Origin of the sequence: Dactylosporangium maewongense (genome assembly GCF_039531485.1) — a bacterium.
Lineage (GTDB): Bacteria > Actinomycetota > Actinomycetes > Mycobacteriales > Micromonosporaceae > Dactylosporangium > Dactylosporangium maewongense.
In genome coordinates, this window is sequence record NZ_BAAAQD010000008.1 from 76,166 (window position 1) to 96,953 (window position 20,788).

Genomic DNA, 20,788 nt, shown 5'->3' on the forward strand with positions numbered 1-20,788 from the left:
GTGACCGAGATCCCTAGGGGCGCAGTCGCCCGCACCGCACGACTGGCGTCGCTTCCTCTCGGGCTGGCCGGGCGGGCCGCGCTCGGCCTGGGCAAGCGAGTGACCGGTATGGCCGCCGACGTGGTGTCCGCCGACGTCCAGCGACGCACCGCCGAGCACCTGTTCAGCGTCCTCGGGCAGCTCAAGGGCGGTGCGATGAAGATGGGGCAGGCGCTGTCCGTGTTCGAGGCGGCGCTGCCGGAGGAGCTCGCCGGGCCGTACCGGGCGGCGCTGACGAAGCTGCAGGAGGCCGCTCCGCCACTGCCGGCGGCCAGCGTCCACGCCGTGCTGCGCGAGTCGCTGGGCGAGGACTGGCGGGACCTGTTCAAGGACTTCGACGACAAACCGGCCGCCGCGGCCAGCATCGGGCAGGTCCACAAGGCTGTGTGGGCCGACGGCCGCGACGTGGCCGTGAAGGTGCAGTACCCGGGCGCCGGTGAGGCGCTGCGGGCGGACCTGAACCAGTTGGCCAGGTTCGCCGGGCTGTTCAAGGCGATCCAGCCGGGGCTCGACGTGAAGCCGCTCGTGCAGGAGATCCGCGACCGGGTCACCGAGGAGCTGGACTACGAGCTGGAGGCGGCGTCGCAGCGCGCGTTCGCGGCGGCGTTCGACGGCGATCCCGACATCTGCGTGCCGCAGGTCCTCGCGTCGTCCCCCCGGGTCCTCGTCACCGAGTGGATCGAGGGCGTGCCGCTGTCGACGATCATCGCGTCCGGCACCGTCGAGGAGCGCGACGCGGCGGGCACCCGGATGGCACTGCTGCACTTCTCCGCCCCCGCCAGGGCTGAGCTGCTGCACGCCGACCCGCACCCCGGCAACTTCCGCATGCTGCCCGACGGCCGCCTCGGGGTCCTCGACTTCGGCGCGGTGGCCCGCCTGCCCGGCGGCCACCCCGAGGTGATCGGCCGCCTGACCCGCCTCGCCCTCGCCGGCGACGCCGAGGCGGTCCTGTCCGGCCTGCAGGACGAGGGCTTCGTGAAGCGCGACGCGAAGATCGACGCGGCGGCGGTGCTGAGCTACATCAGGCCGATGCTGGACCCGGTCGCGGAGCCGAGGTTCCGCTTCAGCCGCGCGTGGCTGCGCGCCGAGGCGGGCCGGCTCGCCAACCCGAAGAGCCCCGCGTACGCGATGAGCCGCCAGCTCAACCTCCCGCCCTCGTACATGCTCACGCACCGGGTGACGCTCGGCTCGATCGGCGTGCTGTGCCAGCTGGAGGCCGAGGCCCCGTACCGCGAGATCATCGAACGCTGGCTGCCCGGCTTCGCCGAACCGAAGAAGACCACCCGCCGCCGCAAGTCGGAGTAGCACAAGTGACCGCGGGAACGACCAGAACCGTCACTTGATCACGGCGACGGGGCGAAGATCGGCGCCCCGAAAGCAACGCCGGCACCGGGCCAGCCGACGCAAGCCGCGCTGATCGCGCATCAACGGCCGCGGGTGTACGACGTCCGCCGCGTTGCGCTGGTTGCGAAAGCCAGCGTCGACGCGGGCTGGGTCGAAGATCGATGTGACGTGCACTGGGTCGCGAAACCAACGACGGCACGCGGACAGCAACGCGACGTCAGCCGACCCGCAGGCGGATCCTCAACCGAAACCCGGCCACCACCATGATCGAAGGACGCCCCTGGTCGCCCGGACAGCCACCAGACGACATCGATCACGACGCCCGCCACCACGACGGTGAGTGGCGGCGCCGGCGGTCGGTCAGAGCAAGGCAGAGCGGGCCCCACGGTGGCACCGGGAGGCCCGCTCTGTGTGTTGCGGTCGGATCAGTGTCGGCTCAGCTGACGCTCCTGCTCACGGCGGGCGCGCATCGCGATCTGACGGGCGGACGAAGAAGCCTCAGAGTGACGGACAGCCTGAGGCTGACGCATTCGGGCTCGGGAGAGTGCTTCGTGGAGTAGTTGCAAAGACACGGTCAAGCTCCTCAGGGAGATGGTGCGAACGTCGGTGAGTTGAAGCCGGGTCGGCTGCGCGGCGCGCAGGCCTCGGCTGGCTGGCAACGGATGTGCACTCATGTCAGGCCGCCACGCTCGCGGCCACGGCCGCGGTGCGAGCTGCGACCTCGACCCGCAGGACGGCGTCGCGAGCGACGTCCTCCTTGCGCGGACGGCCACGCGGACGCTTCCGCGGGACGACCGCACCGCGCTCGAAGATCTCGCCACCCCAGACACCCCAGGGCTCGGCGCGCTCGATGGCGCCGGCCAGGCACTCGACGCGCAGAGGGCACTCCACGCAGAGCGACTTGGCCAGCTCGAGCTCCGCCGGCGAGTCGGCGAACCACAGGTCCGGGTCGAAGGTGCGGCACGGCAGGTCGGACTTCACGCCCCGAGCAGCGACAAGGAGACGCTCGTCGGCGCTCTCAACGCGCACATCGCGCGATGCCAAGGCCAGGCTCATCCCGGTCACCCCTTTCTGTTTCTCGATCGTTTGGTGGTGATCGTCGGTGCAAATGACTGAGGCCGCGGATCCCGGTGTCGGGTTCCGCGGCCTCGAGGTGAGCCGGTAAGTCGGTCTGTTAGACCGGCCTGCCTCGAGGTGGTGTGCCGCGGACTCCGCCGTTGGGCTTCGGAGCCGTCAGGTCGTGCTTGTCGTTCGCGGTGAGCCCACTGGTCCCCTGAACCTGGACTCCCCGCCGGTCGAGCAGCTGGACGCCAACGGCGGGCATCTGCTCAACGGTGCGGTCGCGCTCGATGGTGCTGGTGGTGCCGGTGGTGCCACGGCCGGCCTCGCGGCCCAGAACCGAAACGCCCTGGACCTTGACGCCGCCCAGACCGGTCGCGGAGACCCTGCTGCCCTGGACTTCGACGCCGCCCGGGACCAAGACGCCGCCCAGGGCCGCGACGCCACCCGTGACCGCGAAGGACGCGATCGGGGCAGCGGCCGGAGCGAAGGCAACGGTCGGGACCGGGAAGGCCGAAGCGGAGGAGCCTCTGACGGCGGACTCCTGCCACAGGGCGGAGGCCGACGCCAGGGACGGGGCGCAGAGGGCATGCAACACCGGCTGTAGCTCGGCTGAGATATAGAGCTTCACGGGTCGCACCTTCTCTCCACACTCGTCATGGCTCGGCCGCCGGGGCTCCGGCGTTCGTGTTCGCAGGCTATGTCGCCTCTTCAGGGTAGGGCAATCGAATTTCCGGGAAAACTTCTTGTCAGTTTTCCGCCCATCGACATCAGTCGCTCCCGACGAGGTCCTCGACGGTGCGTCCGGACACCAGCGCGAGCACGTCGTCGCCGTACAGACCGAGCTTCCGGGGGCCGATGCCGGCGATGACGGCGAGCTCCTCGCGGCGGCCCGGACGGCGCTCAGCGATCGCGGCGAGAGTGACATCCGTGAATACAACGAAGGCCGGGACCTTCTGCACGGCGGCGAGCCGGGCCCGCCAGTCGAGCAGCCTGGCCAGCAGCTCCTCGTCGCGGTCGGACGGGCAGCCGGCGCAGCGGCCCAGCTTGCGCTCCGGCCCGCTGAGCAGCCCGGCGCCGCAGACCCGGCACAAGACGGCGACGGCGCGCTTCACCCGGGCGGCCACCTCGCTCTTGCCGATCCCCGGCGCGCTCCTCGCGAACGAACCAGAGCCGGAGCCGCCACCGGACGCGCGCCCCGGCTCCAGCGCCGGCAGGAAGCGGGTGGCGCGCCGGGGGCGGCCGCCGGGCGTGCGGGCGCCCGCGTAGGACAGCCAGAGGGTGTGGCGCGCGCGGGTGACGCCGACATAGAGCAGCCGGCGCTCCTCCTCGACCGCGTCGGGGGTGCGGGCGTGGATGACGGGCATCGTGCCCTCGGCGAGGCCGACGAGGAACACGGCATCCCACTCCAGGCCCTTCGCCGAGTGCAGCGACGACAGCGTGACCCCGGCGACCGTCGGCACGTGCTGCAGGGCTGCGCGGCGGGCGAGCTCCTCGTTGAACGCCTCGAGGCCGAGCGCCGGCATGCTCTCGGCGAGCGTGACGAGCGCCGACACCGCCTCCCACCGCTCGCGGGAGGCCCCGCCGGCGGGGATCTGGTCGGCGCGCCAGCCGACGCCCTCCAGGGCCTTGGTGACCGATTCGGTCAGGGGCGCGTCGGGGTCGAGCGACCGGGTCGCGGCGCGCAGCGCGATCATCGCCTGGCGGACCTCGGCGCGCTCGAAGAACCGCTCGGCGCCGTGCACCACATAGGGCACCCCGGCCTCGGCGAGGGCCTCCTGGTAGACCTCGGACTGCGCGTTGACCCGGAACAGCACGGCGATCTCCTCGGCCGGTGTGCCGGAGGCGATGATCTCGCCGCAGCGGGCGGCGACGGCGGCGGCCTCCTGCGGCTCGTCGGTGAACGAGCGCAGGACCGGCTCGGCGCCCGGCGGGCGCTGCCCGATCAGCTCCAGGCGCAGCCGGGCGAGCTCGCCGCGGGCCTGGCCGATGACCGAGTTGGCCAGGGCGACGACCTGCGGGGTGGACCGGTAGTCACGGACGAGCCGGATGACGGTGGCGTCGGGGTGGCGGCGCTTGAAGTCGACGAGATAGGACGCGCTGGCGCCGGTGAACGAGTAGATCGTCTGGCTGGCGTCGCCGACGACGGTGAGGTCCTCGCGGTCGCCGAGCCACGACTCCAGCAGCCGCTGCTGCATCGGGTTGACGTCCTGGTATTCGTCGACGACGAAGTGCCGGTATTGCGAGCGGATCTGCTCCGCGACGTCCTCGTGCTCCTCCATGGCCCAGATCGCGGCCCGGATCATGTCCTCGAAATCGATCACGCCGTGGGCGCGCTTGACCCGCTCATAGGCGGCATAGACCTCGCCGACCTTGGCCGCGTCGAACGGCGGCTCGCGCAGCGCCTTGCCCGCGGCGACCGCATAGTCGGCGGGCTCGATCAGCGACGACTTGGCCCACTCGATCTCGCTGGCGAGGTCGCGGGCGCCGGTGCCGTCGATCTTGACGCCGGCGCGGGTGGCGGCGAGGCCGACCAGGCGGGCCTTGCTGTCCAGCAGCTCGGGCATCTCGCGGCCGGAGAAGAGCCGCGGGGCGAAATAGCGGACCTGGCGCAGCGCGGCGGCGTGGAACGTGCGGGCCTGGACGCCGCCGGCGCCGAGCTGGCCGAGGCGGGCGCGCATCTCGGCGGCGGCCCGGGCGGTGAACGTGACGGCGAGGACGTGCTGGGCACGGACGTGCCCGGAGCGGACCCGGTGGGCGATGCGGTGGGTGATCGCCCTGGTCTTGCCCGTGCCGGCGCCCGCGAGGACGCACAGCGGGCCGGCCGGGGCGGTGACCACGGCAGCCTGCTCCGGGTCAAGACCTGCGAGTGGGTTTGAGGAGTCCGCCACAGGTAGGCATCATTCCAGCCGGGTATGACGTTTCCGCCAAAGTACCTACCGGAACCGACAGCGATCCCGACGAGGAGACAACCGGATGCTGACCATGTACTCGACCACGTGGTGTGGCTACTGCCACCGCTTGAAGTCGCAGATGGATCGCGAGGGCATCCAGTACCAGGTCGTCGACATCGAGCGGGACCCGGCGGCGGCGAAGTTCGTCGAGAGCGTCAACGGCGGCAACCAGACCGTGCCGACCCTGAAGTTCGACGACGGCACGGCGTTGACCAACCCGACCATCGTCCAGGTGAAGGCACAGCTGGCCAACGCGATCAGCGGCTGACGGACAAAACCGCACCAAGGCCTTCACAGCGCGCAGCCGGCTCACTACGGTGGCCGGCATGCGGGTGGCTCGCGACTACGCACTGGGTGCCGTCATGGCGCCCGAGCGGCCGAGGGTGGCCGACCCGGGGCTCCGGCGGCGCATCGCCGGTTACCTGTCCGGCGGCGCCACGATCGGCCGCGGGCAGGGTGTGCTGCACACCGACGGCGTGTGGGTCTGGCCGGAGCGGTTCGTCGCCGAGGTCCTCGACGACGGGCTCGCCCCCGAGCCGGACCTGCTGCGGCACATGGTGCGGCAGGACTACCGCGCGCCCGAGCCGGAGCCGGGCCCTCGATTGACCGACGACGCGCTGCGGGCGTGGCGGGCCGGGCCGCCGGTGGCCCCGCGGCCGCTGATCACGTACTTCGTCCGGCTCGACGGCGAGACGACGCCCGAGGCGCCGCTGTCGCTGCTGCGCCGGGTCGTCGACCCCGCCGGGCAGGTGGCGGAGGAGGCGCTGTGGCGCGACCTGGCCTGGCACCCGACGCAGGCGTTCGGCTCACACAAGATCGACTACGACATCCGCGAGGTGACCCCGGCGCACGCCGCCGGGGTCCTCGACCGCTGGTGCGCGCAGTGGCACCGCGACGCGCTCAGGAGAAGCCGAGCCACCCCGTGATCGCTCAGGAGAAGCCGAGCCACTCCGTGATCGCTCAGGAGAGGCCGAGCCACTCCGTGATCAGGTAGTGCGCGATCGACGCGGGGAAGGGCAGGCCGAAGGCTCGCGAGCTGCCGTCCAGCACCGCGGCGATCTCGGAACGGGTGAACCATCGCCCCTCGAGGATCTCGTCCTCGTCGACGACGACGGGTGCCCCGACGGGCGCGGTGGCGTGGAAGCCCAGCATCAGCGACCCCGGGAAGGGCCACGGCTGGCTCGCCACGTAGGTGACGCCGCCGACGACGACGCCGACCTCCTCGAGCACCTCGCGGGCGACCGCCATCTCGGCGGACTCCCCCGGCTCGACGAACCCGGCGAGCGTCGAGTAGCGCCGGACCCCGCCGGCCTGCGCCCACTGCGCGTTGCAGCCCAGCAGGCACCGCCCGTCAGGCCCGTCGACCCCGTCGTGGACCAGCATGATGACCGCGGGGTCGGTGCGCGGCCACAGCGTCTCCGCGCCGTCCTCGGTGGTGCGGACCCATCCACCCTGCGCCGGGACCGTCAGCTTGCCGCTGAGGGGGCTGTACGGGTGCCGTGAGTGCCAGTTGGCCAGCCCGACGGCGGTGATGAACAGCCCGGCCGGCAGGTCCGGCAGCGCGTGGCCCACCTGGCGCAGCGACACCCGCCGGGTGCCGGGCAGCGCCGTCACGTCGGCGGCGACCGCGAAATACACGGTGCCGTCGGTGTCCTCGCCCAGGAAGAACCGCTCGCCCGGCGGCGCGTCGGCCGGCTCCACGAACACGAGCTCGGGTGGGTCGTCGCCGCGGACCAGCAGGTGCCCGTCGTCGACGACCACCACACGGGCCCGCGACCAGGCCTCCTTCAGCCATTCCGGGTCAGTACGGCGATGCGCCGCCCGGTCGAGCACGCCCCTCGCGAGCGGCGGCCCAGGCCGGGCGGCGACGGACGCCGGCGCCGCCAGCTCCGTCATGCCCCCGCCTCCGTCATGCCCGGGCCGGCGGCACGTGGCAGCGAGCTCATGATGCGGCTCGGGTGACCGCCGTCAATGCGGCCAGGGGCTGCTCGATCTTCTCCGCGTCGCCGAGGACGACCGCCGCGATCCGCGACGGCGCCAGGTACTGCGCGGCCGCGGCCGCCACGTCCTCGCGGCTGACGCGGGCGAGCCGGACGGCGTGCTCGGCCAGGTAGTCCAGCCGCAGCCCGAAGCCGGCATACGTGGAGACCAGCCCGGCCAGCCCCGCCTGCGTCGACATGCCCAGCTGGAGGGTGCCGAGCGCGTACTGGCGGGCCTGCTCCAGCTCGTCCTCCTTCGGCGGGATGCTGGCCAGCCGGCCCAGCTCGTACAGCGTCTCCAGCAGCGCGGGGCCGGTCACCTCGGTCGCGACCTCGGCGGCGACGACCAGCGCCGACCCGGCGACGGCGTGCTCGACGAGGGAGTGCGGGCCGTACGTGTACCCCTTGTCCTCGCGGATGTTCTCCACCCAGCGGGAGGAGAAGTAGCCGCCGAAGACGAGGTTCGCCAGCTGGAGCGCCGCGTGGTCGGGGTGCCGGCGGGTCACCGCGGGCAGCGCCAGGCGCAGCGACGACTGCACGGACCCGGGCCGGTCGACGAGCGTCAGCGGCCCCGGCTTCAGCTCCGGGGTCGGCGGCAGTTCCACGGTCGAGCCCGCGCCGTCCCACTTCGCCAGCATCCGCTCGGCGGCGGCGATCGCCTTGTCGGGCGCGATGTCGCCGACGATGACGAGGGTCGCGCCGGCCGGGTGCAGCCGCTCGGCGTGCAGCGTGCGCAGCGTGCCGGGGGTGACCGCCTCGACGTGCTCCGGCGCCGGGGTCTGCACTGCATAGGGGTGCTTGCCATACATCCGCTTCAGCAGCGCGGCCCGCGCGAGGTGGCTCGGCTGGCTCTGCGCGACCCGGATCCGGTCGACCAGGCGGGCCCGCTCGGTGCTGACCTCCTCCGCCGGGTAGTTGGCGTCGGTGAGCACCTCGGCGAGCAGGTCGAGCAGCCGGTCCAGCCCGCTGACGAGGGCGTTGCCGGAGATCAGCAGCCGGTCGGGGTCGGCGCCGGCGGACAGCCCGCCGCCGACCTTCTGCAGCTCCGCGGCGATGTCGACGGTCGACATCGCGGTCGTGCCCGACAGCACCGTCTGCGTCAGCAGCGCGGCGCGGGCCAGGTGCGCCTTCGCGAACGGCACCCGCAGCCGCACCTCGACCAGCGGCACCGACGGGCGGCGCAGCGCGATCACGGTCAGCCCGTTGTCGAGGGTCCGCTCGACGGTCTTCGGCAGCTTCAGCGGGCGGTTGGGCCCGAGCACCGGCACGGTGCGGAGCAGGGTTTCGGCAGTCACTTGGCTCCTCCGGCAATGACCTCGACCGCGGCGCGCCGCGACGGGACCAGCTCGGCCGCCGCGGCGATGATCTGCTCCTCGGTGACGCCACCGATCAGCGTGTGGAGCTGGTTGAGCAGCTCGGGCTCGCCGCGCTGCTGCTCCAGCACCGCCATCTGCAGCGCCCGGCCGAGCACCGCGTCGGTGTCGCGCAGCAGGTGCGTGGCCATGCGGGCCTGGGTGCGGCTGAGCTCGTCGGGCGCGAGGCCGTCGGTCGCGATGCGCTGGCACTCCTCCTCGACCGTGCGCAGCACCTTGTCGACGTCGCCGCCCGGGGGCAGGTGCGCCTGCAGGACGAGCGCGGTGGGGTCGCGCACCGCGAACGGCTCGCCCATGAAGCCGACATACCCGCCGACACTGGTCACCGTCCGGTCGCGCAGCACGAGGCGCTCCACCAGCCGGGACGCGTCACCGTCGGTGAGCACCTCCGCGAGGACCACGTACGGCAGGTACCCCTCGAGATCGTTGATCGGGTCCGGCACCCGCCACGCCGCGGCGACCGCCGGCAGCGGGGCCAGCCGGTCCTCGTACGAGTCGCGGCGCTCGCTCGTCAGGTCGGGCTCGGCGAAGTCGGGGCGGGCCGGGGCCGGGCGCGCCGGCACGTCACCGAAGTGCCGCTCGATCAGCGCGGTCGCGGTCGCCACGTCGAAGTCGCCGGACACCGCGAGCACCGCGTTGCCGCACGCGTAGTAGCGGTCGAAGAAGTCGGCGGCGTCGGCGACGGTCGCGGACTCCAGGTCGTCGAACGACCCGTAGCCGTCGTGCGCGTTGGCGAACGTGTCGAACATGACCGGGGGCAGCCGCAGCCACGGGAAACCGCCATACGGCCGGTTCAGCACGTTGACCCGGATCTCCTCCTTGACCACGTCGACCTGGTTGCGCAGGTTCTCCTCGGTCAGGCGGGGCGAGCGCATCCGGTCCGCTTCGAGGAACAGCGCCCGCTCCAACGCGTTGGACGGCAGCGTCTCGAAGTAGTCGGTGTAGTCGAAGTGGGTCGACCCGTTGAAGGTGCCGCCCGAGCCCTGCACGTAGCGGAAGTGGGCCAGCTTCTCCAGGCTCTCGGAGCCCTGGAACATCAGGTGCTCGAACAGGTGCGCGAAGCCGGTGCGACCCTGCGGCTCCGACCGGATGCCGACGTCGTAGACGACCGCTACGCCGACGACGGGCGCGGCCCGGTCGGGCGTGAGCACCACCCGCAGGCCGTTGGGGAGGGTGAGGCGCTCGACCGGATACTTGGACGCGGGAATCCGCACAGCGGGACTACGACGAGGCACCCGTCGAATCTATCCCCTCCCGCGCGATCCGCCGTCGCCGACCGCCGACTCGTCCCGTTCCGTCGCGTTCACACCATCGCCTCGTCGTCGCGGGCGGGTGCCGGCTCACCCGTGGCGGCGGCGCGCCGGAGGCGGAGCTCGGCCCGCAGCGCGTACCAGAGCAGCACCCCGATGAAGGCGACCAGCGGCAGGCTGAGCAGCCACCCCAGCGGCCCCCGGGACCGGGCGGGGAGCGGCTCCGCGACCGGCTGCCCGGCGGAGGGCGCCGACGCGGTGGCCGACGGGGACGGCGCGACCGACGGCGCCGGCGGCTTCGCGAGCGGGATCGTCCTGGTCAGCGCGGGCACCAGGTCGACCCGGCCGACGCCGAACTGCGGGTCGACGCCCTTGTCGCCGGCGTCGACGGCGGTGACCGTCAGGCGGTGCACGATCTCGTCGGCGGGCAGCTTCGGGTACGCCGCCCGGACCAGCGCCACCACCGCGGCCAGCTCGCCGGCCGCCATGTTCCCGGCGTCGACGCGGTAGCCGCCGCCGGTGTTCGTGGTCATGATCTCCTCGCCGGGCACGCCGAACCCGAGCTTCCGGCCGCTGTCCGACGCGACGAGCACGTCGCCGGCGCGCGACAGCGGCACCGCGGCGAGGACCCCGTCGTACGCGGCCGGGTAGGGCTCGAACGCCTCGCCGGCCCGGTTGCCGTCGGCGGCGACGACGATCGCGTCGGCGGCCTGCGCCTCGCGGACCGCCTGCTGCAGGCGCTCGCTCCCACCGACGGAGTAGCCGACGACGATGACCTTCGCGCCGCGGACGGTGGCCAGCTCGATCCCCTCGGCCAGCTGGTCCGGGGTGACGGTGCGGGCGCCGGCCGGGTCGGGGGTGGCCGGGCTGCCGAGGACCACCGGCAGGATGTCGGCGCCGGGCGCGATGCCGAGCACCCCGTTCTGCCGGTTGGCGCCGTGCCCCTGCCCCGCGATCAGCCCGGCGAGCGCCGTGCCGTGCCCGTCGGGGTCACCGGGCGGGGTGGGCGAGCCGTTGGTGTAGATCGCCGGCAGCACGCTGGCGGTCAGGTCGATGTGGTTGCGGTCGACGCCGTTGTCCACGATCGCGACCGTGACGCCCTCGCCGCGGGTCTTCTCGTTGGCTTCGCTCACCCGCAGCCACTGCAGGTGCCACTGATCGTCACGGATGCCGTCGGCGCGCGCCGGGCTCACCGGAACGAGCGCGAGCACGACCCCTGCAACCACTGCCGCCTTTTTCACGGCGCCAGCGTGACCTATGGACGCAACCGGCGCCAGTCGGCCGTCCGGCGCTAGACGGGCCGGACCGACTCGGGTGCTTCGTCGGCGATGTAGTCGAACTGGCGGTGGGTGTCGGGAATCGACACGTACAGGATGGCGGCCTCGGGTTTGCCCAGGTCGACGAGGGCGATCGAGACCAGCTCACTCTTCGCGCGCAGGCCCGGCTGGGAGAAGTGCAGGCGGAACTTGATCAGCCGGCCGGGCCGCCCGCCGAGGGTGAGGTCCTTCGCGGAGATCTGCTCCAGCTGGTTGCCCTTGGGGTAGAAGCTGATCCGCACGTCGGCGGCGATCTGGTCGCCCACGCACCTGAGGTCCAGGACCATGCCGTCGTTGACCGCGGCCGGGACGTGGCCGGAGAGGATCGTGGCGTGGTAGTCGCTGCCGCCGTTGTAGTCGGGCTCGGTGACGAAGTGCTGGCCGGTCCGGTAGGTGACCTTCAGCTCGCCCTGGTCGGCCCAGACGTTGTCCCACGGCCCCCACGGGGCGCCGTACTCCTTGTAGGAGATCCCCGACTCCTCGTCGACGGTCCGCGGGCCGGCGGGCGCCGGGTCACCACCGGGTGGGAGCTCGGGTGGGATGGTCGGCGGCGGGCAGCGGCGGGCCAGCTCGGGGCGGGTGTCGCTGGGGCCTTCGGCGCGGCGGTCGAAGAGGCCGCCGGGGGTCGTCGCGTTGCCGGTCATCAGCGAGACCAGGACGACGACCAGGCCGATCGCGACGACCGCGATCGCGCCGCCGGTGAGTAGCTTCAGGATGCGCTTGTTGCGCTTGACCGGGTCGTCATCGTCGTCGCCGCCGCCACCGCCGGTGCCCCACGACGGGGGTGGGACGATCGGCGGCACGCCGAGACCCGAGACCCGGCCGGACTGATAACCCGGCGCCGCGCGCGGCGGCTCGGCCGTGCGCTGAATCGTCGGCGCCGGCCCGACGGGCGCCAGCACGACCTGCGTGTCCGGCTGAGCCCACGGTGAATGCTGCTCGGTCATCTCACCAGCAAGTGTCGCAGCCCGGTGCCAGTCTGCCAAAAGCGGCTATGGCTGCGGCTGCGCCGGCGTGCGCACGTCGGTGACCTGCGGGTATCTGGGCGTGTCGGCGGCGGCGACCGGGCCGAGGACGATCAGGGCGGCGGTCAGCACCCCAGCGGTCGCCACCCCGACCACCAGTGCCACCTCGCGCGTGTGCGATGCCTGCATCGTGCGCACTTCCCCTCGCATGCCCGTCCGCATGCCCCTTGGACAGCTTCGAGGACGCCGAGGTTCCGTGGACAGCGAGATGTCGGAAGCTTGACGGCAGTTCGTTAGAGACCGGACGCGGGCAGGGCCGCGATCAAGGCCAGCAGGCCGTCGGTGTCGAGCAGGTCGGCCGGGCGGACCGTCACCCCGTCGCGGACGTAGAAGAACGCGGCGCCGACCTGCTCCAGTGGCACGCCGCGCAGCTCCGACCAGGCCAGCCGGTACGCGGCGAGCTGCACCGCCGCGGCGGTCGCGTCGGCGCCGGTGGGCTGGGCGCCCGTCTTCCAGTCCACGACGTCGAAGCGGCCGTCGGGATACGCGTAGACCGCGTCCATCCGCCCGCGGACCACCACCCCGGCGACGACGGAGGCGAACGGCACCTCCACGTCCAGCGGCACCCGGTCGGCCCACTCCCCCGCCAGGAACCTGGCCTGCAGCTCGGCGAGGGCCTCGTCGGGCGCGGCGCCCTCGTCGGCGGCGCCGGGCAGCTCGTCGAGGTCGAGCAGCCGCTCCGCCTTGAACCGCTGCTCCAGCCAGTGGTGGAACGCGGTGCCCCGGCGCGCGTACGGATCCGGGCGCGACGGCAGCGGCCTGCGCAGCGTCCGGGCCAGCCGCTGCGGGTCACGGCGCAGCGCCACCAGCTGCGACACCGACAGGTGCCCGGGCAGCACGACCTCGACCGGCGCGTTGAGCTGCGGCGTGATCCGGGCCCGCTCCGCCAGCAACAGGTCCGCCTCCGCCGCCCAGCGCTGCCCCGACCCGTCCGCCAGGACCTCGTCCGGCCAGTCCACTCTTGGCGTTTGCGGCGTATGTACGACTAGCGCCTCCCCGACGCCCTTACCGGCCAAGGCCGGGCTCAAATCGTCCGAATCCGACGCGACACCCCGCGCGGCCGACGCGCCCGGCGCGGAAACGCCCCCTCCATCCGCAACGTCCGTCCCGACCGGCGCGGAAACGTCCCCTCCGTCCGCAACGTCCGTCCCGACCGGGTGCGGGTCGTCCACGTCCGACGCGAAGGACGGCGCCACCGACGCCGGCGCGGGAGCCACCTCGTCCTCAGCAGCGACCGTCCCGACCGCCGCGGGAGCCACCTCGTCCTCAGCAGCGACCGTCCCGACCGCCGCGGAGGACGCCCCTGCCTCCGCAGTGGCCGTCTCCGCTGGTGGCGCGGTGAGAGCGGCGGTCGCTGCCCGTACCATCGCCGCCGCCGCTTCGAGAAGAGGCCGGCGGGCGCCGAGGGGGTCGGCGGGCCAACTGGCGCTCGGCACCTGCTCGGCCGTCGGGTTCTGCGCGTCGGGGGCCGGGGCGGCGGCCCAGACGTCGACCATGCCGGCGCCGGACGCGCACCGCTCCCGGATCTCGTCGAGGAAGACCGACGGCCCACGGGCCCGCTTGACGCCGTCGCCCCACCAGTAGCCGCTGGCCAGCAGCAGCCGGCGGGGGCGGGTGACCGCCACATAGGCCAGGCGCCGCTCCTCGCGCACGTCGTGGTGGCGCCAGTCCTCGGTGAACGCCTCCAGCCGCCGCACGACACCCTTGATGTCGGCGGCCGCCGACAGGTCCAGGACCGGCAGCCCCCCGCTGTCGCCGCGCAGCGGGAAGGGCAGCACGCCCAGGCCGCGCAGCCAGTGGTCGCCGGCGTTGCTCGGACCGGGGAACACGTCGGCGCAGAGACCGGCGACCGACACCACGTCCCACTCGAGGCCCTTGGCGGCGTGCGCGGTCAGGATCTGCACCGCGCCGGAGACGACCTCGACCTCGCCGGGCGCGAGGCCGCGCTCCTCGTTCTCCGCGGCGGCGAGGAACGCCAGGAACGCGCCGAGGGTCGCGCCCTCCGACTCGCCGGCGAAGCGGGCCGCGATGTTGCTGAACGCGTCGAGGTGCCCGCGGGCCAGGCCGGCGTCGCCGGGCCGGGCGGCGACCTCGACGTCGAGGCCGATGGCGCGCTCGATGTCGGCGACGAGGTCCGGCAGCGGCTGGTCGAGGCGCCGGCGCAGGCGGCGCAGCTCCGTGCCGAGCGCCGCGAAGCGGGCGAACCCGGGCTCCGAATACGCGGCCGCGTCGCCGAGGTCGTCGAGGGCCTCCACCAGGACCGCCTCGTCGAGCCGGTCGGCGAGGGCCGGCTCCTCGTCCTCCGGCCCTGCCCGGCGGGCGGCGGCGATGGCGCGGGCCCGGCGGTACAGGGCGACGAGGTCACGCGGCCCGATCCGCCACCGCGGGCCGGTCAGGATGCGCAGCAGCGCCGCTCCCTCGGCCGGGTCGGCGAGGACCCGCAGGACGCTGACGACGTCACGGACCTCGGGCGTGTCGAGCAGGCCGCCGAGCCCGACGACCTCGACCGGCAGGCCGCGGGAGCGCAGCGCGTTTTCCAGCGCGGGAATCTGCGCGCGGGTGCGGACCAGCACCGCCGTCGTCGGCCGGTCGTCGACGGGGATGTCGAGCGGGAACGTGTCGGGCGCGACCTTCGCCGCGAGCCGCCACGACGCGACGACCCGGTCGGCGATCCAGGCGGCCTCGCCGGCATACGTGTCGAGCAGCGCGCAGTGGACGGTCGCGGTCGACGCCGGCTCGGCGAGCACGTCGGCCGGGGCGAGCTCGGCGACCCGGGCCCCGTGCGCCCGCAGCGGCGCGGAGATCGTGTTGGCGACGTCGAGGATCTCGGGCCGGTTGCGCCAGCTGGTGGTCAGCGTCAGCTCGCCGGCAGGGTCGCCGGCCACGGTCGGGAACTCGGTCGGGAACCGCTCCAGGGTGCCCGCGGACGCGCCGCGCCAGCCGTAGATCGACTGGCAGGGGTCGCCGACGGCGGTCACCGGGTGGCCGCCGCCGAACAGCGACCGCAGCAGCACCACCTGCGCGTGGCTGGTGTCCTGGTATTCGTCGAGCAGCACCACCCGGAAACGGTCCCGCTCGACGGCGCCGACCTCGGGATGCGCGAGCGCGACGCGGGCCGCCCTGGACAGCTGGTCGCCGAAGTCCATCGCCTCCAGCAGCGCCTTCTTCTCCTGGTACTGCCGGATCAGCGGCAACAGCTGCAGCCGGGCCTGCTGCCGGGACAGCACGTCACGGACAGGCTTGGCCATCTTGCCGGTCTTGCCGCTCACCTCGGCGAAGAACCGCCCGGTCCACGCGGCGACGTCCTCCGGCTCCCGCAGGTGCTCGGCGAGGTCCCCGGCCAGGTGCAGCACCGCGTCCACCACGGTCGACGGCGCCGACGCGACCGCCGTCATGTCGCCGTCATACCCCCGGACGACCGCGTCGGCAAGCTGCCAGCACGCGGCCTCGGTGAGCAGCCGCGTGCTCGGCTCGAAGCCGGCCCGGACACCGTGCTCGCGGACCACCCGCGCCGCATACGAGTGGTAGGTGGCGACGGTCGGCTCCCCCGCGATCAGGTCGTCGCGCCCGAGCCGCCGCACCAGCTGCCCGAGCCGCTGCCGGATCCGGTGCGACAGCTCGCCGGCCGCCTTCCTGGTGAACGTGAGCCCCAGGATCTGCTCGGGGCGCACGTGCCCGTTGGCGACGAGCCACACCACCCGCGCCGCCATCGTCTCCGTCTTGCCCGACCCGGCGCCCGCCACGACGAGCAACGGCTCCACCGGCGCCGCGATCACCGCCGCCTGCTGGGCGGTCGGCGCCGGCTGCCGGAGCAGCTTCGCCAGCTCGACCGGCGGGAAGCTCACCCGCCGGTCGAGTTTCCCGCCGCTGGCGCTCTGGTGCTCGGTCTGGGTCATGTGACGTGCCGGCCTTTGCCCGAGACGGGGCAGGAGGTCTTGACCGGGCAGACGCGGCACTTGTTGTTGACGACCGCGTTGAAGGTGGAGGCCGCCATGGTCTGGGCGGTCTTGCGGACCAGCGCCTGCGCCCAGTTGGGGTCGCCGGACTCGCCGAGCGGGGCCTGGACCTGCTCGCGGGCGGCATTGGTCTCGCCGCCGAGCTGGACCAGGGAGGCGCCGCCGGAGACGGTGGACTCCTCGAAGGCGCCCAGCTCGATCGCCGCCTGGTAGGCCGCGAGCTGCGGGTGCTCGGCGAGGTTGGCATTGGCGGGGATGGACTTGCCGGTCTTGAGGTCGACGACGACGAGACGGCCCTGCTCGTCGAGCTCGAGCCGGTCGACGCGGCCCTTGATCTCGACCGGGCCGTCGGGGTCGGCGAGCTCGACGAGGAAGTCCTGCTCGATCGCGACGAGGCGGCGCGGGTTGCCGGCGAGCCAGCCGATGAGCTTGTCGAGCATGGTCTCGGCGCGGTCGCGCTCGCGGCCGGCGAGCCAGCGCGCGGAGAGCTCGATCGCGTCGAACCGGTCGGCGACATAGGCGACGAGCTGGGCCCTGTCGGCGGTGGCGTCGGAGGCGAGCATCGCGGCGGCGTGCACGAGGTTGCCGATCGACTGCTCGGGCGACGGGGCCAGCTTCCCGCCGTGCCGCTCCAGGAGCCAGCGCAGGCTGCACCGGTCGACGCTCTCCACGGTCGACGGGGTGACGGTCACCGGCTCGCCGGCGTCGACGAGGGGGCGGTCGTCGGACAGCGGCGGCAGGCCCCACCAGCTGTCAGGGTCGGCGCCGGGCACCCCTTCGGCGGCGAGCCGGGCGAGGATCGCGGCGGCCGCGGCGCGGCGGCCGGCGGAGGCGTCGGGGTCGATCAGGGCCACCCGCAGCTCGGCGACGAGCGTCGGCAGGGTCAGCGCGCGGGGCGGCTCGAACACGGCGCCGCCGCCGGCGTCGGCGTCCGGGTCGAGACCGGCCAGCTCCAGCAGGAAGCGGCTCGGCTGCTCCTCGCCGTCGCCGGAGGCGACCGCGGTGACGAGGACCTGCTCGCGGGCCCTGCTGACGGCGACGTAGAAGAGGCGGCGCTCCTCGTCGAGCAGCGCCGACAGCCGGCCGACCGTCTCCATGGTGCGGCCGGCGAGGACCTCGACGAGCAGCTCCGAGCCGAGCACGCTGCCGCGCAGCCGCAGGTCGGGCCAGACGCCCTCCTGCACGCCGGCGACGGCGACGACGTCCCACTCGAGGCCCTTCGCGGCGTGCGCGGTCAGGATGCGGACGGCGTCGCCGCGGTCGGCGGACGGGGCGAGCGAGTCGGCGGGCAGGTCCTGCCCCTCGACGTGGTCGAGGAAGACGGCGATGCCGGCGCCGGGGAGCCGGTCGGTGAAGCGGGCCGCGGCGTCGAAGAGCGACACGACGGCGTCGAGGTCACGGTCGGCGGCGGCGCCGCGGTGGCCGCCGCGGGAGCTCAGCGCCGTCCACCGGTCGGCGAGGCCGCTGCCCTGCCAGGCGGTCCACAGCACCTCCTCGGCGGTGGCGCCGGGCCGGGCCGCGGCGTCGCGGACGGCCCGCAGCAGCTGCCCGACGGTGCGGGCCGGTGCCGCCCACCGCCGCTCGACCTCGGCGAGCTCGCCCGGGTCGCGCAGCGCCCGCAGGAGCAGGACCCCGGACGGGCGGCGGTCGCCGGCGGCGAGCGCGAGGGCGCGCAGGCCCTGCCGGAGGCGCCGCTCGGCGAGCGGGTCGGCGCCGCCGAGCGGTGAGTGCAGCAGCGCGATCGCGGCGTCCTCGTCGAGCCGGTCGGCGTCCAGGGCGCAGCGCAGGAGCAGCAGCAGCGGCGCGATCGCCGGCTGCAGGTGCAGCGGCAGGTCCTCGGCCTCGGTGACGGTCGGCACGCCCGCCGAGTGCAGGGCCCGCTGCAGCGGCGCGAGCTGGCGAGCGGTGGAGCGCACCACGACCGCCATCCGCGACCACGGCACGCCGCGCAGCAGGTGCGCCTCGCGGAGCCGGTGCGCCAGGAACGCCGCCTCCGTCGTCTCCGAGCCGAACGTCGCGGTCTCCACCGTCCCGCCGGGGCGGGACGCCTCCAGCAGCCGGTGCCGGGACGGGCCGCGCAGCCGCGACGCGACCCGCCGGGTCGGCGCGAGCAGCCCGTCGCCGAGCCGGCGCGAGCCGGGCAGGATCACCTGCGGCGCGGGCCGCCCGCCGGCGGTGCGGAACCGGTCGGGGAAGTCGGCGACGATCCCCGGGTCGGCGCCGCGGAACGCGAACGTCGAGGAGTCGGGGTCGGCGAACGCGACGAGGTGCGCGCCCGAGCCGGCGATCAGGTCGAGCAGCTCGATCTGGGCGGGGTCGGTGTCGGGCAGCTCGTCGAGGTAGACGCACTCGATCCTGCGCCGCTCGGCGGCGAGGAGGTCGGGCTGGTCGGCCAGCAGCCCCGCCGCGGCCCGCACCAGCTCCGCGTAGTCATAGGCGACGGCGCCCCGGCCGGCCGCGTCACGCAGGGCGAGGACCTGCAGATACTCCTCAAAGAACGCGGCCGCGGCGGCCCAGTCGGGGCGCTGGTGCACGACCGCGAGCCGGGCCAGCCCCTGCGGGCCGACGCCGCGCTCGACGGCGCGCAGCAGCAGGTCGCGCAGCTCGGTCGCGAACGCGCGGGTGCCGAGCGCGCCGCGCAGCGCCTCGGGCCACGGCGCCCGCGAGTCCTGCAGCAGCTCGCGGATGACGAGGTCCTGCTCGGGGCCGGTGAGCAGCCGCGGCGACGGCTCGCCGCGCTCGACGGCGGCGCGGCGCAGCAGCCCGAACGCATAGCCGTGGAACGTGCGGACCATCGGCTCGGCGGTGGTCCGCAGGCCCGCCGCGCGGCCCAGTCGCGCCTCGATCGTGTCCCGCAGCCGCACCGCGCCGCGCCGGCCGAACGTCAGCACCAGGATCCTGTCGGGCTCGACCCCTTCGGCGACCCGCGCGGCGACGGCCTCGACGAGCGTGGTCGTCTTGCCGGTGCCGGGGCCGCCGACGACGAGCAGCGGCCCGGCCGTGTGCTCCACGACGAGCCGCTGCCACGGGTCGGCCTCGATCGCGACCGCCGCCGGAGCGGGGCGCCGCACCAGACGGAAGGCACGGCGGGGGGCAGCGGTCGCGGTCACGCCGCTATGCAATCACGACCGTCCGACAATTCCTCCGAGGAGGCTCGCCTCCAGCAGGTCGAGTGACTCCGGCACGTCCCGGGAGATCAGCAGCATCGTCATCGCCGACGGGCGGACGAACTCCTGGGCGGTGAGGCCGCGCAGCCACTCGAGCAGGCCGGCGTAGAAGCCGTCGGCGTCGAACAGCAGCACCGGCTTGCGGTGCAGGTCGAGCATGGCGGTCGTCCACACCTCGAACAGCTCGTCGAGGGTGCCGAGCCCGCCGGGCAGGACCACGAACGCGTCCGCCTTCTCGATCATCAGCGTCTTGCGCGACGCCATGCCGTCGGTGACGACGAGCTCGTCGGACTTCGTGTCGGCGACCTCCAGGTCCACGAGGGACTGGGGGATGACACCGTAGGTGCGGCCGCCGCCGTCGCGGGTGCCGTCGGCGACGGCACCCATCATGCCGACGCAGCCACCGCCGGAGACCAGCTCGTGACCGCGCCGGCCGATCTCGACGCCGATCTGGTGGGCGAGGTCGAGCCAGCGCTGGTCGAGCCGCTGCGACGAGGCGCAGAACACACCGATCGCCGCCATCAGCCGCTCGCCTCCCGCGCGGTCCGGCGGGCGGACGCCACCTCGATCTCCTCGGATCCGGCGTCCACGATGTACTGGACGGCCTCGTCGACGTCGTCGGTCAGGTACAGCAGGCCCAGGTCCTCGGGGCCGATCTTGCCGTCGGCCTGCATGGTGTCGCGGAGCCAGTCGACCAGGCCCTGCCAGTAGCTGGTCCCCATCAGCACCACCGGGAAGCGGGTGACCTTCTTCGTCTGCACGAGCGTCACCGCCTCGAACAGCTCGTCGAGGGTGCCGAAGCCGCCGGGCAGCACGACGAACGCCTGCGCGTACTTGACGAACATGGTCTTGCGGGCGAAGAAGTAGCGGAAGTCGATGCCGAGGTCGACCCACTCGTTGAGGCCCTGCTCGAACGGCAGCTCGATGCCCAGGCCCACCGACAGCCCGCCGGCGTCCGCGGCGCCCTTGTTGGCCGCCTCCATGACGCCGGGGCCGCCGCCGGTGATGACCGCGTAGTTCGCCCGGGCGAGCGCCGCGCCGAGCTCCTCGCCGAGCCGGTATTCGGGGCTGTCGGGCTTGCTGCGGGCCGAGCCGAAGACGCTCACGGACGGTGGCAGGTCGGCGAGGGTGTCGAAGCCCTCGACGAACTCGCTGAGGATCCGCAGCGCCCGCCACGCGTCCTTCGTCTTCCACTCGCCGCGCAGGTGCGAGTCGAGCAGCCGCTGGTCGGCGGTGCTCGGCGGAATCGAGTCGCGGCGCAGCGTCACCGGTCCGCGGTGCCGCTCGCGCGGCTGACTGGTCCTACCCTCGGTCATGGTCCCCACC

16 protein-coding genes are annotated in these 20,788 nt (G+C 73.8%); 3 read left to right on the forward strand and 13 right to left on the reverse strand.

From position 1 onward, the window contains the following. Positions 1-1,344: an ABC1 kinase family protein gene (locus ABD332_RS21140; RefSeq protein WP_344503723.1), complete on the forward strand. Its 1,344-nt coding sequence runs from the start codon at positions 1-3 to the stop codon at positions 1,342-1,344. 714 nt (positions 1,345-2,058) lie between these two features. Here ABD332_RS21140 and ABD332_RS21145 read toward each other — a convergent pair. The 3 genes from ABD332_RS21145 to ABD332_RS21155 all read right to left on the reverse strand — a co-directional run bounded on the left by ABD332_RS21145 (position 2,059) and on the right by ABD332_RS21155 (position 5,333). Then, positions 2,059-2,439 carry a WhiB family transcriptional regulator gene (locus ABD332_RS21145; RefSeq protein ID WP_344504016.1) on the reverse strand — a complete coding sequence of 127 codons (381 nt, stop codon included), beginning with the start codon at positions 2,437-2,439 and terminating at the stop codon, positions 2,059-2,061. Positions 2,440-2,557: 118 nt separating this feature from the next. Continuing rightward, the gene (locus ABD332_RS21150) at positions 2,558-3,082 is read right to left on the reverse strand and encodes a hypothetical protein (protein ID WP_344503724.1); all 525 of its coding nucleotides are present in this window, start codon (positions 3,080-3,082) and stop codon (positions 2,558-2,560) included. Between the two features lie 130 nt (positions 3,083-3,212). Beyond that, positions 3,213-5,333: an ATP-dependent DNA helicase UvrD2 gene (locus tag ABD332_RS21155; protein ID WP_344503725.1), complete on the reverse strand. Its 2,121-nt coding sequence runs from the start codon at positions 5,331-5,333 to the stop codon at positions 3,213-3,215. An 85-nt stretch (positions 5,334-5,418) separates the two neighbouring features. On the opposite strand from ABD332_RS21155, the gene ABD332_RS21160 reads away from it, so the two are divergent. Continuing rightward, a complete protein-coding gene (locus tag ABD332_RS21160; protein WP_344503726.1) occupies positions 5,419-5,664 on the forward strand; it encodes a mycoredoxin in 246 nt (81 codons plus the stop codon). Positions 5,665-5,722: 58 nt separating this feature from the next. Then, entirely contained in the window at positions 5,723-6,322 is a 600-nt protein-coding gene (locus ABD332_RS21165) for a hypothetical protein (RefSeq protein ID WP_344503727.1), read from the forward strand. A 34-nt stretch (positions 6,323-6,356) separates the two neighbouring features. Here ABD332_RS21165 and nudC read toward each other — a convergent pair whose 3' ends face one another. The 10 genes from nudC to ABD332_RS21215 form a co-directional block, all read right to left on the reverse strand. Then, positions 6,357-7,292, reverse strand: coding sequence for an NAD(+) diphosphatase (gene nudC, locus ABD332_RS21170; RefSeq protein ID WP_344503728.1), 936 nt, complete (start codon positions 7,290-7,292; stop codon positions 6,357-6,359). 46 nt (positions 7,293-7,338) lie between these two features. Further along, positions 7,339-8,670: a M16 family metallopeptidase gene (locus ABD332_RS21175; protein ID WP_344503729.1), complete on the reverse strand. Its 1,332-nt coding sequence runs from the start codon at positions 8,668-8,670 to the stop codon at positions 7,339-7,341. Then, a complete protein-coding gene (locus ABD332_RS21180; RefSeq protein WP_344504017.1) occupies positions 8,667-9,962 on the reverse strand; it encodes a M16 family metallopeptidase in 1,296 nt (431 codons plus the stop codon). Before ABD332_RS21180 ends, ABD332_RS21175 begins: the two co-directional genes overlap by 4 nt. A gap of 89 nt (positions 9,963-10,051) precedes the next feature. Further along, positions 10,052-11,239, reverse strand: coding sequence for a S8 family serine peptidase (locus ABD332_RS21185; protein WP_344503730.1), 1,188 nt, complete (start codon positions 11,237-11,239; stop codon positions 10,052-10,054). A gap of 50 nt (positions 11,240-11,289) precedes the next feature. Next, positions 11,290-12,261, reverse strand: a complete 972-nt coding sequence (locus ABD332_RS21190) for a hypothetical protein (RefSeq protein ID WP_344503731.1) — start codon at positions 12,259-12,261, stop codon at positions 11,290-11,292. Between the two features lie 45 nt (positions 12,262-12,306). Then, positions 12,307-12,468 carry a hypothetical protein gene (locus ABD332_RS21195; protein ID WP_344503732.1) on the reverse strand — a complete coding sequence of 54 codons (162 nt, stop codon included), beginning with the start codon at positions 12,466-12,468 and terminating at the stop codon, positions 12,307-12,309. Positions 12,469-12,572: 104 nt separating this feature from the next. Then, positions 12,573-16,235: an ATP-dependent helicase gene (locus ABD332_RS21200; protein ID WP_344503733.1), complete on the reverse strand. Its 3,663-nt coding sequence runs from the start codon at positions 16,233-16,235 to the stop codon at positions 12,573-12,575. Next, on the reverse strand, positions 16,232-19,369 hold the full coding sequence (locus ABD332_RS21205) for an ATP-dependent helicase (RefSeq protein WP_425552273.1): 3,138 nt from the start codon (positions 19,367-19,369) through the stop codon (positions 16,232-16,234). Before ABD332_RS21205 ends, ABD332_RS21200 begins: the two co-directional genes overlap by 4 nt. 48 nt (positions 19,370-19,417) lie before the next feature. Continuing rightward, a complete protein-coding gene (locus ABD332_RS21210; protein WP_344503734.1) occupies positions 19,418-19,984 on the reverse strand; it encodes an LOG family protein in 567 nt (188 codons plus the stop codon). Next, the gene (locus ABD332_RS21215; protein ID WP_344503735.1) at positions 19,984-20,778 is read right to left on the reverse strand and encodes an LOG family protein; all 795 of its coding nucleotides are present in this window, start codon (positions 20,776-20,778) and stop codon (positions 19,984-19,986) included. Before ABD332_RS21215 ends, ABD332_RS21210 begins: the two co-directional genes overlap by 1 nt. Positions 20,779-20,788: the final 10 nt, after the last annotated feature.

What these genes read in the sequence shown, in the direction of transcription:
- ABD332_RS21145 (WP_344504016.1), bottom strand. Translation starts at nt 2,439, where the DNA reads ATGAGCCTGGCCTTGGCATCGCGCGATGTGCGCGTTGAGAGCGCCGAC.
- ABD332_RS21160 (WP_344503726.1), top strand. Translation starts at nt 5,419, where the DNA reads ATGCTGACCATGTACTCGACCACGTGGTGTGGCTACTGCCACCGCTTG.
- ABD332_RS21165 (WP_344503727.1), top strand. Translation starts at nt 5,723, where the DNA reads ATGCGGGTGGCTCGCGACTACGCACTGGGTGCCGTCATGGCGCCCGAG.
- nudC (WP_344503728.1), bottom strand. Translation starts at nt 7,292, where the DNA reads ATGACGGAGCTGGCGGCGCCGGCGTCCGTCGCCGCCCGGCCTGGGCCG.
- ABD332_RS21190 (WP_344503731.1), bottom strand. Translation starts at nt 12,261, where the DNA reads ATGACCGAGCAGCATTCACCGTGGGCTCAGCCGGACACGCAGGTCGTG.
- ABD332_RS21195 (WP_344503732.1), bottom strand. Translation starts at nt 12,468, where the DNA reads ATGCAGGCATCGCACACGCGCGAGGTGGCACTGGTGGTCGGGGTGGCG.
- ABD332_RS21200 (WP_344503733.1), bottom strand. Translation starts at nt 16,235, where the DNA reads ATGACCCAGACCGAGCACCAGAGCGCCAGCGGCGGGAAACTCGACCGG.
- ABD332_RS21210 (WP_344503734.1), bottom strand. Translation starts at nt 19,984, where the DNA reads ATGGCGGCGATCGGTGTGTTCTGCGCCTCGTCGCAGCGGCTCGACCAG.
- ABD332_RS21215 (WP_344503735.1), bottom strand. Translation starts at nt 20,778, where the DNA reads ATGACCGAGGGTAGGACCAGTCAGCCGCGCGAGCGGCACCGCGGACCG.